This window comes from Imhoffiella purpurea, assembly GCF_000585215.1.
GTDB classification, from domain to species: Bacteria; Pseudomonadota; Gammaproteobacteria; order Chromatiales; family Chromatiaceae; genus Imhoffiella; species Imhoffiella purpurea.
On the sequence record NZ_AONC01000036.1, the window covers coordinates 23820 to 35747 of the forward strand.

Consider the following 11928-nt stretch of genomic DNA (forward strand, 5'->3'; position numbering starts at 1 on the left):
TCCGGATGGAGGCAACGATGGCCAAAGCCACCGTAAGAACGATCCTCCTCGTCGGTCTGGTCTGGGCGCTGCTCGCCCAGACCGTCCTGGCCGAAGAGGTGAGGCGATACGTGGTCGAGGGTTCCAAGGCCGCCGAGCTGGACGCCTGCGTCGAGCCGACCGAGCGGATGCGCCGCATGCATTTCGAGTTCATCAAGCATCAGCGCATCGCGACCGTCCACCAAGGGATCCGCGGCACCAAGTACAGTCTGGCCGGGTGCGTGGACTGCCACATCAGTTACGACGAACAGCGTCAGCCGCAGCCCATCGATCGGCCCGATCAGTTCTGCGGGGCCTGTCATGCCTATGCGGCCGTGGATCTGAACTGCTTCGACTGTCATGCCTCGGTTCCGAACCGTTCGGAAGACAGCCCCGAGGCGCAGGCCGCCCACCAGGCGCTGGGGCTGGGGCCACTGGGATCCCTGGCCCAGACGCATGCCGGCGGGGGAGAACGCTGAGATGAAAGACGAGAATCGAGCGACTCACGAATCCACCGAGCATCGAGGCATCGACAAGGAGCGTCGCGCCCTGATCGGCGCGGCGGCCGGCGTCGGCGCCGCCATGGTGGCGCCCGGCGTCGTTCTGCATGCGGTGCAGGCGCAGGCGGACCCGCGTTCCGAGCCGGTCACCAGCGACGTGCGCTGGGGTCTGGTGATCGATACCGCCAAGTGCGCGGATGGCTGCTCGGCCTGCGTCGATGCCTGCAACGAGGAGAACGGCCTCGATCTGCAGACCAAGCCCGGGCGCGAGTCCGAGGAGAAATGGGACCGGCAGAAGGCGGTCTGGATCCGCAAGGTCAAGCTGCAGGACAACCAGACGGGGCGGATCACCAATCTGCCCATGATGTGCCAGCACTGCGAGGATCCGCCGTGCGTGGACGTCTGCCCGACCGGCGCCTCCTTCAAACGTGCCGACGGTATCGTGATGGTCGACCGCCATCTGTGCATCGGCTGCCGCTACTGCATGATGGCCTGTCCCTACAAGGCGCGCAGCTTCATCCACGAGGATCTCGAAGGTCAGCTGACCAGCGTGCCGCGAGGCAAGGGCTGCGTCGAGAGCTGCAATCTGTGCGCGCACCGCCGCGACTACGGCGAGGACTCCACCGCCTGCGCCGATGCCTGCGCGGCCGAGGGGCACAATGCGATCGTCTTCGGCGATCTGAAGGATCCGAACAGCATCATCAGCCAGCTGCTGAAGGAGCTGTCGACCCGTCAGATCCGCGAGGATCTCGAGCTGAACACAGGCGTGCGCTACGCGGGCGTCTAGTAGAAGGAAGGCGAAAGATGATGAAACGAATCGTTTATCGTGAGTGGCGCATCCCGCCGGCGCGTTACTGGAGCATTCTCGGTATCCTCGCCGCGGTGATCGGAATCGGCACGCTCTCCTTCGGCTACATGGAGCACCAGGGTCACTGGGTCACCGGGATGAACAATGCGGTGGTCTGGGGCACCCCGCACGTGTTCGCAGTCTTCCTCATCATCGCCGCCTCCGGGGCGCTCAATATCGCCTCGATCGGCACCGTCTTCCGCAAGCCGATCTACAAGCCGCTCGGTCGGCTGTCGGGGCTGCTGGCGGTCGCCCTGCTGATGGGCGGGCTGCTGATCCTGGTCACCGATCTGGGCCGCCCCGAGCGGCTCATCGTCGCCATGACCCACTACAACTTCAGCTCCATCTTCGCCTGGAACATCTTCCTCTACACCGGCTTCATGATCATCGTCATCGCCTACCTCTGGACCATGGCGGACCGTATGGGCGGGCCATTCAACCGCCCGGTCGGCATCCTGGCGCTGCTCTGGCGTCTGGCGCTGACGACCGGTACCGGCTCCATCTTCGGCTTCCTGGTGGCGCGCGACGCCTATGACGCCGCCATTCTCGGACCCATGTTCGTGGTGCTGTCCTTCGCCTACGGGCTGGCCGTCTTCATGCTGGTGCTCATGTTCACCTTCGCCGACGAGGGCCGGGTCATCGGGCCCAAGATCCTGCGCCGGCTCAAGAACCTGCTCGGCGTCTTCGTCGCCGGCTCGCTCTATTTCATGCTCATCTACCATCTGACCAATCTCTACGGGGCCAAGTACGACGGTTTCGAGACCTGGCTGCTGACGCACGGCGGCATCTATACCTTCGCCTTCTGGGTCGGCTGCGTCCTGGTCGGGGGGCTGCTGCCGCTGTGGATCATCTATCACCCCGAGAAGAGCAAGGAGCGCAACTGGATCGCGGCGGCCGCGGCCTTGGTGATCCTCGGCGGACTCTCGACCATGTATGTCGTCATCATCGGCAGTCAGGCCTATCCCATGCCGCTGTTCCCGGGACAGACCATTCTCGAATCCGGCTTCGGCGATGGCGTCGGCGGCCAGGCGGCGTCCTACTGGCCCTCGATTCCCGAATTCCTGCTCGGAATGGGCGGGGTCGGCGTGGCCATGCTGATCACCGCGGTCGGGGTGCGCGTCCTCCAGTTCCTGCCCGAGTCCCTGGCGGACGAGGTGGTCCCGGTCGACGAGGAGACCATGGGCGAGGCCGCCTTCGTCAAGCCGGCCTGACGTACATAGCGGACCCTCATCTCGAAACAAGAAACGGAGGGTAGGTCGGGCCGACGCAAGGAGGCCCGACATGCGACATCTTGTTGGGCCTCGTATCTCGGCCCAACCTACAGATCACCTCGATCCCGGCGGGTGAGGGGTGATGGTGAGCAGTCGGCGCGGGAATCGGGCTCATGGCGCATCTCTATATCGCGGCGACCCAAAAGTCGTCGGGCAAGACCACCCTTTCGATCGGGCTCTGCCGCGAGTTCCGACGTCGCGGTCTGGCCATTCAGCCGTTCAAGAAGGGGCCGGACTACATCGATCCGCTGTGGCTGACCCAGGCCGCCGGTCGTCAGTGCTTCAATCTCGATTTCCACACCATGCAGGCGCCCGAGATCGAGGGGGTCTTCGCGCGCGAGCTCCAGAGCGCCGACCTGGGACTGATCGAGGGCAACGTCGGTCTCTTCGACAGCACCCATCTCGACGGCTCCTTCAGCAATGCCGAGCTGGCCAAGCAGCTCCGGGCGCCCGTCGTTCTGGTCGTCAACTGTCACGGCATGGCGCGCGGCATCGCGCCGCTGCTGCTGGGCTATCAGGCCTTCGATCCCGATCTGCGCATCGCCGGCGTGATCCTGAACAAGGTCGGCGGTATGCGCCATGGCGAGAATCTGTTGCGCGTGGTCGAGCACTACACGGATCTGCCCGTGCTGGGGCTGCTGCGTCGCGACGATGAGATCGGGATCGCCGAGCGGCATCTGGGGCTCATCCCGAGCAACGAGGCGGGCGATTCGGACCGCTGGATCGAGGAGATCCGCCGCCGGGTCGCGGATCAGCTCGATGTCGAGCGCCTGATCGCCATCGCCGAGCAGGTCCGGCGACCGTTCGCGCCGCCGTCTCCGGCCCAGTCTCGCGGTGCCGAGGGTTCGGCGATTCGGATCGGGATCGCGCGCGACGAGGCCTTCGGCTTCTATTATCCCGACGATTTGCGCGCCTTCGCCGAGGCCGGCGTCGAACTCGTTCCCTTCAGTCCGATCCGCGATCCCGAGCTGCCCAAGGTGGACGGGCTCTTCATCGGCGGCGGCTTTCCCGAATGCTGGATGCGCCCGCTCGAAGAGAACCGCTCCATGCGGCAGCATGTCGCCGACTACATCGGCGACGGCGGTCCCGTCTATGCCGAGTGCGGCGGGCTCATGTATCTGTGCCGGAGCATGCGTTGGAACGACTCGCAGCACGCCATGGTCGGTGCGCTCGCGGCCGAGGTCGAGATGCGTCCGCGTCCCCAGGGGCGCGGCTATGTGCGACTGCGCGAGACCGAGGTCTTTCCCTGGCCGACCTCGGGTCGGGAGCCGGGCGAGGTCGCCGCCCATGAATTCCACCACTCCGCCGTGGTTCAGCCCGATCCCTCCTGGCGCTATGCCTACAGTGTGCTCAGAGGCGTGGGGATCGACGGCATGCACGACGGTATCGTCCAGGACAATCTGCTGGCCAGCTACAGCCATCTGCGCCATGTCGGCGCGTCCGCCTGGACCGGGCGTTTCCTGGCGCATGTCGAACGCTGTCTGGGCGGTTGAGCCTCCAGCTCCCGGGATGCCGGGCGGGGGTGTCACCGCCGCGACGACGCGATGGTACACTGTCCAGCCGATACCAAGCGGATAGCCAACAGGATAGGGTCAGCGATGTTCAAGATCACAGCCGCCGCCGCCGCACAGGTCCTCGAGGCCGCTAAGCAGGGTGGGACCGAAGGAATGCCTCTACGCCTGGCCGCCGCCCAGAATCCGGATGGCAGCATCGAATACCGGATGGGTTTCGACGAGCTCACCGAGGACGACATCCGTATGACCTGCGAGGGGATCGAGGTCATCATGACGCCGGAGCAGGTCCCCCTGCTGGATCAGGCGACCATGGACTATGTCGAGATCGAGGAGCCGGGCCAGTTCCATTTCATCTTCCTCAATCCCATGGATGCCAACTACAGCCCGCCGACCGAGGGCTAGCGCCCCGCGGGGCCCTTCGTCCGGATGGATCTCAGTCACGAGGACAGCCTGAGGCTCAATGTCCTGCTCGCGAGCGGTCCGCTCGCGATCCGAATCGACGAGTCCAAGCTGCTGGTCCAGGGGCTGACCGAGCGCGGCGAGCTCGGTCTCCAGCTCACGCCGACGACACGCCCCGAACAGTATCTGCGCTGGGTCAGGGAGCTCATCTCGGGCCATGTGCTGGGCTCGCCCGGCGGCTATCCCGTCTATCTGAGCCGCTGGACCCGCATGGGCCAGATGGGCGACAAGAACCTGGAGCAGCTGCTCAAGCTCGGCGAGCCCGAGGCGGTCGTGGCCGCCGTCTGCGCCCCCGGACTGGACGACGAGCTGGCTCGCCGGGCCTGGTGGGCCATGGAGGACGCGGCGAACGCGCGCCGTATGCTGACCAATCCGGCGGTCGTCCGAGGCCGCATGGGTCCGCTGCTGGCCGACTATCTGGTCGAGCATCTGCCGTTCGAGACCGATCACGAGGACATCATGGAGTCGGTGCGTCTGGTGCTGCAGCCCGGACTGCTGGAGGACGGACGCATCGCCGATCTGTGGCGCCGATCGGCGCGCAAGCCGGCCTATCAGGTCGGCTTCCTGCGCGCATTGCCCGAGTCGCTCCTGGATCCCGCGACCGCAAGGACCTGCCCCGAGGCTGTGATCCGGCTGGCCGAGGGCGAGTCGGGCGATCCCGTCGCCCGGTCGATCCGGCGGCTCCATGATCCGGGCGGGCATTTCTTCCTCGCGACCGCCGCGACCGTTCTCGCCAAGCCGCCGAGTCAGGAGGTGGTGCTCGCGGCCTTCGCCTGTCTGCGCGACTATTTCGCGCCGCTGCGTCCGGAGGGCGATCCCGATCTGGGCATCGAGGATCTGATCGCGGATGCCGACGCATTCGCCGATCCCGGCTCCCCGGATCCCTCGGTCGCCCGGCTTGTGACCGAGCAGCCCGCGCTGGCGCCCCGGATCGCCGCCATGCGTTTTCTCTCGGGGGTGGGCTATGGCCTGCTGCGGCCTCTTCTGAGCGACGCGACCACCCTCGGAACGCTCATGCGCCGCAAACTGGAGCCCGTGACGAAGCCGATCCAGGAGCGTCTGGCTCTCTTGACCCGAACGGAGCTCTGAGCGGACGAGGGGTATTCTCGATCCGCCGCCGCCCCTCTGCACAAGACGAGAATGACGGATCTTTCCATGCACGCTGATGGTGGGAATGCACCGAGTCGCGGTGCATAAACCCCAGGTCCGTGTCTCACGCCTCATCCTGTCCCGACAGTCAGCCAGGGGGCCGCGGTCGATCGGCCGCCTGACGGCTGCGATCCCGGATCCCGTCGCATGAAGTGGCCTGCGTCCTGCACGGTCGATATGGCGATCGGCGCTTTCGGGGGGGCGCGGGCATCTTCATGTTCATGCACCTCTATCCGGCACGCCGGTCATTTCTGACCGATGCCTTTGCGGCGATCGGCGTGGCACGCCCGTTAGGGACAGACAGTCGGACATCGAGCGGAATCGCGGTCGGTCCGATGCGTGCCGCCAGCGTCTTGAACAATGTTGACGAGAGCGAATCCCAGTGGCTAGACAGGTTTTCGTCCGGGCCCGAAACCCGGGCATGATTTCTTCCTTCATCGGCGAGGTTCTGGGGCTCGGATTGCCGCGCAAGGCGATCCGCGTCTACGGCAACACCGCCCCGCGCGGTCTTGCGGTCGAGGTCGTCCCCTGGAGGAGCCGTTCGCGTGCCTTCCTCGAAGGCGCGACGCTCGCCGGGGCGATATTCCTGCTGCCGGCTCTGCTACTCCTTGGCGCGATGGGGCTCGAGGCGCTCGCAATGCTCTTGGTGGTCTCCACGATCGGCGGTTTCATCCGCTTCTGGTGGCTGCGTGCGCGCATCGCTCCGCTCGACCCGCAGGAAGAGGCGCTCCGAGAGGGCGATCTGATTCTCTCGCTGACCATCGACGAAGACCGCTATGCCGCGGTTCAGCAGACCCTGGCCAGGCGCCACCCAGAGCTGATGATTCTCGGGTCGGATCCGGCCGGCTCACCTCCATTTCCTTAGCGAGAGGCGTTGGCCCTGGCCGCCTGAGGGAGGGCCGGCGATGCCCGCGCCCTTCGGATGCGGGCATCGCCAGGCGACTCGCGGATCGAGACCGGTCAGCGCTCGTAAACCAGCCGGTCCGGATGCACGCCCAGGCTCAGCAGATGTTCGTTGATCGAGTCGACGAAGCCCTTGGGCCCGCAGACATAGAAGGTCTGGTCTGGGGTATCGATGTGCGCGGAGAGGAAGGTCGCGTCGATATGACGGCCTTCCTGACCTGGGTCGTGCTCGTGGGTGAAGGTCAGCACGCAGCGCTCGCCCAGATAATACTGGAGCTCCTCGCGGCAGATGACGTCCTGCTCGGACTTGTTGGTCAGCAGGAGTTGGTGGCCCTCCAATGAATCCTCGAGGGCGAGCTGGCGCAGGATCGCCAGAAAGGGTGTGACGCCCGTGCCAGCCGCGATGAAGGTTCCGGGCCCCTGATAGCCGATGCTGCCGAAGGGATCGCCCAGCAGCAGCTGGGCGCCGGGCCGCAGACCGTGCAGGGCGACGGTGAAGCCGTCGTGCTCGGGATACCGCTTGACCGAGAGTTCGAGGATCCGGTCCTCGGGCAGCGAGGTCGGGGTGAAGGGGCGTGCCTCCTCGCGCCACTCGTCCGCGTCGATCTGGACCTCGATGCCTTGGCCCGGCCGCCATTCCAGACCCTCCGGCTTGCTCAGCAGGAGCCGCTGGACGTCGTGGGTGAGAATTTGGCTCATCAATAGTGTGCTTGGTGCGGGCATCGGGTTTCACCTCCGTCTGAAGAGAAGACGCCTTTCGGCTTGCTTCCGGGTCTTTGCCATCCGAATGACGAGCAAGTGCCGTGCCTCGAGTCGCCGCGCATCCCCATGCCGACCGAGCCGTCTCATTCGATCCCCCAGCGGTGAATACCCACCGTATCGGCGGTGGATTTACCCCTGAATCCGGTCAAAAGGACCGCCCGAATCAGCCTTGCTCCAGGCGCATCCGTCTCTCGCCCCCATGATCGCCCGGTTCCGGCGGTTGGTACGTGACTTGCGCGTCACCTGTGACTTGGCTCGATCCCGGTCGGTCACGCCGTTGCCGTATCGAAGCGGATCGGTACCTCCCGGAGCGGGATTCGAGCCGCCGACTTCAGGAGAACCTTATGTTTTTCAAGCAGTTCTATTTGGAGAGTCTCGGCCATGCGTCCTATTTCGTCGGCTCGGAGGAGACCGGCGATGCCTTCGTGCTCGACGTGCGCCGCGATGTGGACACCTATTTCCAGACCGCCCGCGAGCAGGGCATGCGGATCCGCTATGCCTGCGACACCCACCAGCACAACGACTATCTGACCGGGATCTGCGAGCTGCCCGAACGCGGCGACATCGAGCTGCTCTCGGGGGCCCGGGCCGAGCTCGGATACGCGGTCACACCGATGGACGACGGCCAGCGGCTGGAGATGGGCGAGGTGTCCATCGAGTTCCTGCATACGCCGGGACACACGCCCGAGCACATCAGTCTCGTGCTCACCGACCGCTCGCGCGGCGACGAGCCGGCCATCTTCTTCTCCGGCGGTGCCCTGCTGGTCGGCGACCTGGCGCGACCGGATCTGCTCGGCGGTTCGGAGGAGGCGAAAAAGAGTGCGGAGGCCTTCTGCCAGACCCTGCAGAGCAAGGTGCTGACCCTGCCGGACTTCGTCGAGGTCTATCCGACCCACGTCGCCGGCTCGCTCTGCGGGGGCAACATCGGCAGCCGGCTCTCGACCACGGTCGGCTACGAGCGGCGCATGAACCAGCTGCTCGCGCGCCTCACCGACGTCGACGGCTTCGTCGGCCAGTGCATGGATCTGACCGATCTGCCCTCGGTTCCGCCCTATTGGCCGCGCATGCGCAAGCTCAACAGCGAGGGGCCGCCGCCGCTCGGCGTGCTGGCCGATCCGCCCCCGCTCGGCGTGGATGAGGTCGACCGCTTGCGGCGCGACGGCGTCACGGTGCTCGATTGCCGTTCGCCCGAGGCCTTCACCGCGCACATTCCTGGCGCGCTCAACGTCGGCGTCGGCACCTCGTTCGCGACCTGGGCCGGGAGCGTGGTGCCCTACGACCGGCCCATCGTCCTGGTGCTCGAGCAGCCGGGCGACCTCTGGGAGGTCTGCTGGCAGCTGCTGCGGATCGGGTACGAACTTCCTGTCGGCTGGCTCTCGGGCGGAATGTTCGCTTGGCGCACGGCGGGGATGCCGATCGATATCCTGCCGCAATGGACCGTTTGGGAGCTGAACGAGCAGATCGGGAAGCCCAACGATCTCATGGTGTTGGACGTACGCCAGCCGGCCGAATGGAGCGCCGGACACATTCCCCAGGCCGTCCATATCACGGGTGCCGAAATCCGGCGGCGTGCCGACGAGATCCCCAAGGGCCGGCCGGTCGCGGTCGTCTGCGGCAGCGGCTTCCGGTCCTCGGTCGCTGCGAGCGTCCTCAAGCGTCAAGGTCACAAGGCGGTGTTCAACGTGCTCGGCGGAATGACCGGCTGGCAGGCGGAATCCCTGCCGGTCACCCCATAGCCGGTCCTTCGCCCGACCGGGGATTGCGCCCAGGATGCGCGCGGGGCATTGCCACCGATCGCCGGCTGGTATCAACCGGGCGATTCCGGCATGGATCCTCGACGGGCGTTCCTCCCGCGCCCGCCCGTCTCCGCTGCCGGGCCGAGGCACGCGTTGGCATGGAAGCCGCTCGTGCTTCTTGCAGGACGGTGCGGATCCGCCGAGGAGACGCATCTTGAAGACACGATGAAGAAGGTATCCAAAATGACATTGATCCAAACGATGAGGACGCAATTCAAGGCGCTGGATCCCGACAGATCGCTGGACGTCGCCGCCAAGGAGATGGCCCTGTCCGGTCAATGGCTGCTGCCGGTGTGCATCGGTTCGCGGCTGGTGGGAAGCCTGTCGCTGCAGGATCTGGTGTCCTTTTGCTTCGGCGATGAGGGTTCGGACGCGGACGAGGAGCGGGCGCGCGATCGGACGGTCGCCGATGTCATGAAGCGCGATCCCCTGAGCTGCGGGATGGAGACCAGCCTGGAGGACGTGAGGAGCCTGATCTTCAGCCGGCGTCAGCCGGCGGTCTGCGTGACCAGTTCCGAGGGGGATCTGGTCGGCATGATCGATGCCTTCGAGGTCGTCGACTCGCTCTCGGTGCCCCAGGCCTTTTCCGGTCCCGAGCCCGATGAGGTGCACCAGATCCGCGGCGACACCTGATCGATTGGCCGAGTGCCGCAATCCATCGGGTCGGAAGAGAAGGAGAACAGCAGATGACGCACGATCAGACCACTCGCAAGGCTCAGCCGGGCCATCCAACCCCACCGGACGGCGAGAGCCTGAGGCGCCGGCTGCTCCTCGCCCTGGGCATGACCCTGGTTCTCTGGATGGTTCTTGCGCCCTTGCTGGCGCCTGGCCCGACCGAGCTGAGCTACACCCGCTTCAAACAGGCGGTGAGTCAGGGCCAGGTGGCCGAGGTCACCTTCGAGCGCGACCGCATCGGCGGACGGTTCGCCGATCCCCTGCCGGATGACCCGGCCGGCTCGGGGAAGGTGCGGGCCGGCGAGCCCTTCGAGACCACCATGCCTCAGGTGCAGGACGCCGAACTCCTGCCGCTCCTGGAGAAGCGGGACGTGGAGATCGCCGCCAATCCGGCCGAGTCCGGGGTCTGGACGCGGGTGCTGGCGACCCTGCTCCCCTGGGCGATCCTGCTCGGCGGCTTCCTCTATCTCAGCCAGCGGATGCAGAAACGCATGATGGGCGGTGGGCAGGACGGCGGTCTCTTCAGCTTCGGCAAGACCAAGGCCAAGCGTTTTCGCCACCAGGACAGCAATCTGGGGATGGACGACGTCGCCGGGCTGGAGAACGCCAAGGCGGATCTGCAGGAGATCGTCGACCATCTGGCCGATCCGGAGCGTTTCCGCCGTCTCGGCGCCACCATGCCCAAGGGCGTGCTGCTCATCGGTCCGCCCGGGACGGGCAAGACGCTGCTGGCGCGCGCCGTGGCGGGCGAGGCGGGCGTGCCCTTCTTCAGCCTCAGCGGCTCGGAGTTCGTCGAGATGTTCGTCGGCGTCGGCGCCTCGCGCGTGCGCGATCTCTTCGAGGCCGCCAAGAAGGAGTCGCCCTGCGTCATCTTCATCGACGAGATCGACGCCGTCGGGCGCAGCCGGGGCGCCGGACTGGGCGGCGGACACGACGAGCGCGAGCAGACGCTGAACCAGATCCTCAGCGAGATGGACGGATTCACCCCCACCGAGGACGTGGTGGTGCTGGCCGCCACCAATCGCCCGGACGTGCTGGATCAGGCCCTGCTGAGACCGGGTCGCTTCGACCGCAAGGTGAACATCGATCTGCCCGACCGCAAGGCGCGCAAGGCCATCCTGGAGGTCCATGCACGCAAGATCCGGCTCGACGCGGACGTGGATCTGGGGAAGGTCGCGGTGCGGACGGTCGGCTTCTCGGGCGCCGATCTGGAGAACCTGATCAACGAGGCCGCCCTGCTGGCCGGGCGCGAGCGCCAGGACGCCGTGGACATGGCCCTGCTGGAGTCGGCCCGGGACAAGATCGTCCTGGGCGCGGAACGCGATCAGGGCATGGGCGACGAGGAGCGTCGTCTGGTTGCCTACCACGAGAGCGGGCATACGCTCATGGCCTGGATGCTGCCCGCTGCGGACCGGCTCGACAAGATCAGCATCGTTCCGCGCGGACGGGCACTGGGGGTGACCCAACAGCTGCCCGAGGAGGACCGGCGGACCTACAAGGAGAGCTATCTGCGCGATCGCATCGGCGTCATGCTGGGCGGCCGGGTCGCCGAGCAGACCGTCTTCGGCGAGGTGACCACGGGCGCCGAGTCCGATCTGGCCCAGGCCACCGAGCTGGCGCGGCGCATGGTCTCGCGCTGGGGCATGAGCCGGCGGATCGGCCCGGTCGCCTTCCGCCGCGGCGACGAGCCGGTCTTCCTCGGCCGGGAGATGGGCCAGTCCCAGGACTTCAGCGATGCGACGGCGCGTCTGATCGACGAGGAGATCCGTCAGCTCGTCGAGGACATCGAGGGACGCGCGCGCCGGCTCATGGAGGAGCATCGCGACCGCCTCGAACGCCTGGCCGAGGCGGTGCTGGAGGACGAGAGTCTGGACCGCTCCGCCATCGACGCCATCCTCGGCGAGCCGCCCAGATCGGGCGAGATCCGGCGCATCGCCGGGGCCGGGGGCTGAAGAAGGGCGTCGTTGCCTTGGGTCCGGTGTCCGTTCAGTCCTTGGACCTCGAAATCAGTCGCAGCCGGCACTTCGCGTGAGA

The 11928-nt window shown here is 66.5% G+C and carries 11 protein-coding genes; 10 read left to right on the plus strand and 1 reads right to left on the minus strand.

The features are described 5' to 3' along the window. Positions 1 to 17: 17 nt before the first annotated feature. The 7 genes from D779_RS12005 (at position 18) to D779_RS12035 (ending at position 6623) form a co-directional block, all read left to right on the plus strand. Positions 18 to 497: a sulfur reduction protein DsrJ gene (locus tag D779_RS12005; RefSeq protein ID WP_043754363.1), complete on the plus strand. Its 480-nt coding sequence runs from the start codon at positions 18 to 20 to the stop codon at positions 495 to 497. Position 498: 1 nt separating this feature from the next. Beyond that, positions 499 to 1305 (plus strand): sulfate reduction electron transfer complex DsrMKJOP subunit DsrO, encoded by an 807-nt coding sequence (gene dsrO, locus D779_RS12010; RefSeq protein ID WP_043754365.1) that lies wholly within the window; start codon positions 499 to 501, stop codon positions 1303 to 1305. A gap of 20 nt (positions 1306 to 1325) precedes the next feature. Then, on the plus strand, positions 1326 to 2576 hold the full coding sequence (gene nrfD / locus D779_RS12015) for an NrfD/PsrC family molybdoenzyme membrane anchor subunit (protein WP_043754367.1): 1251 nt from the start codon (positions 1326 to 1328) through the stop codon (positions 2574 to 2576). Between the two features lie 173 nt (positions 2577 to 2749). Continuing rightward, positions 2750 to 4129 (plus strand): cobyrinate a,c-diamide synthase, encoded by a 1380-nt coding sequence (locus D779_RS12020; protein ID WP_043754304.1) that lies wholly within the window; start codon positions 2750 to 2752, stop codon positions 4127 to 4129. 105 nt (positions 4130 to 4234) lie between these two features. Beyond that, positions 4235 to 4552, plus strand: a complete 318-nt coding sequence (locus D779_RS12025; RefSeq protein ID WP_043754306.1) for an adhesin — start codon at positions 4235 to 4237, stop codon at positions 4550 to 4552. A 24-nt stretch (positions 4553 to 4576) separates the two neighbouring features. After that, a complete protein-coding gene (locus D779_RS12030) occupies positions 4577 to 5698 on the plus strand; it encodes a hypothetical protein (RefSeq protein WP_043754308.1) in 1122 nt (373 codons plus the stop codon). Positions 5699 to 6179: 481 nt separating this feature from the next. After that, positions 6180 to 6623 carry a hypothetical protein gene (locus D779_RS12035; RefSeq protein ID WP_043754310.1) on the plus strand — a complete coding sequence of 148 codons (444 nt, stop codon included), beginning with the start codon at positions 6180 to 6182 and terminating at the stop codon, positions 6621 to 6623. Between the two features lie 95 nt (positions 6624 to 6718). Here the strand turns inward: D779_RS12035 and D779_RS12040 are convergent, their stop codons facing one another. Then, positions 6719 to 7360: a ferredoxin reductase domain-containing protein gene (locus tag D779_RS12040; RefSeq protein ID WP_232424170.1), complete on the minus strand. Its 642-nt coding sequence runs from the start codon at positions 7358 to 7360 to the stop codon at positions 6719 to 6721. A gap of 407 nt (positions 7361 to 7767) precedes the next feature. Between D779_RS12040 and D779_RS12045 the strand changes: the two genes are divergently transcribed. The 3 genes from D779_RS12045 (at position 7768) to ftsH (ending at position 11846) form a co-directional block, all read left to right on the plus strand. Further along, on the plus strand, positions 7768 to 9159 hold the full coding sequence (locus D779_RS12045) for an MBL fold metallo-hydrolase (protein WP_043754315.1): 1392 nt from the start codon (positions 7768 to 7770) through the stop codon (positions 9157 to 9159). A gap of 261 nt (positions 9160 to 9420) precedes the next feature. After that, entirely contained in the window at positions 9421 to 9852 is a 432-nt protein-coding gene (locus D779_RS12050; protein WP_043754320.1) for a CBS domain-containing protein, read from the plus strand. A gap of 53 nt (positions 9853 to 9905) precedes the next feature. Then, positions 9906 to 11846 (plus strand): ATP-dependent zinc metalloprotease FtsH, encoded by a 1941-nt coding sequence (ftsH, locus tag D779_RS12055; RefSeq protein ID WP_043754323.1) that lies wholly within the window; start codon positions 9906 to 9908, stop codon positions 11844 to 11846. Positions 11847 to 11928 lie beyond the last annotated feature (82 nt).

What these genes read in the sequence shown, in the direction of transcription:
- D779_RS12025 (WP_043754306.1), top strand. Translation starts at nt 4,235, where the DNA reads ATGTTCAAGATCACAGCCGCCGCCGCCGCACAGGTCCTCGAGGCCGCT.
- D779_RS12030 (WP_043754308.1), top strand. Translation starts at nt 4,577, where the DNA reads ATGGATCTCAGTCACGAGGACAGCCTGAGGCTCAATGTCCTGCTCGCG.
- D779_RS12045 (WP_043754315.1), top strand. Translation starts at nt 7,768, where the DNA reads ATGTTTTTCAAGCAGTTCTATTTGGAGAGTCTCGGCCATGCGTCCTAT.
- dsrO (WP_043754365.1), top strand. Translation starts at nt 499, where the DNA reads ATGAAAGACGAGAATCGAGCGACTCACGAATCCACCGAGCATCGAGGC.
- D779_RS12050 (WP_043754320.1), top strand. Translation starts at nt 9,421, where the DNA reads ATGAGGACGCAATTCAAGGCGCTGGATCCCGACAGATCGCTGGACGTC.
- D779_RS12020 (WP_043754304.1), top strand. Translation starts at nt 2,750, where the DNA reads ATGGCGCATCTCTATATCGCGGCGACCCAAAAGTCGTCGGGCAAGACC.
- D779_RS12005 (WP_043754363.1), top strand. Translation starts at nt 18, where the DNA reads ATGGCCAAAGCCACCGTAAGAACGATCCTCCTCGTCGGTCTGGTCTGG.
- D779_RS12035 (WP_043754310.1), top strand. Translation starts at nt 6,180, where the DNA reads ATGATTTCTTCCTTCATCGGCGAGGTTCTGGGGCTCGGATTGCCGCGC.
- ftsH (WP_043754323.1), top strand. Translation starts at nt 9,906, where the DNA reads ATGACGCACGATCAGACCACTCGCAAGGCTCAGCCGGGCCATCCAACC.
- nrfD (WP_043754367.1), top strand. Translation starts at nt 1,326, where the DNA reads ATGAAACGAATCGTTTATCGTGAGTGGCGCATCCCGCCGGCGCGTTAC.
- D779_RS12040 (WP_232424170.1), bottom strand. Translation starts at nt 7,360, where the DNA reads ATGAGCCAAATTCTCACCCACGACGTCCAGCGGCTCCTGCTGAGCAAG.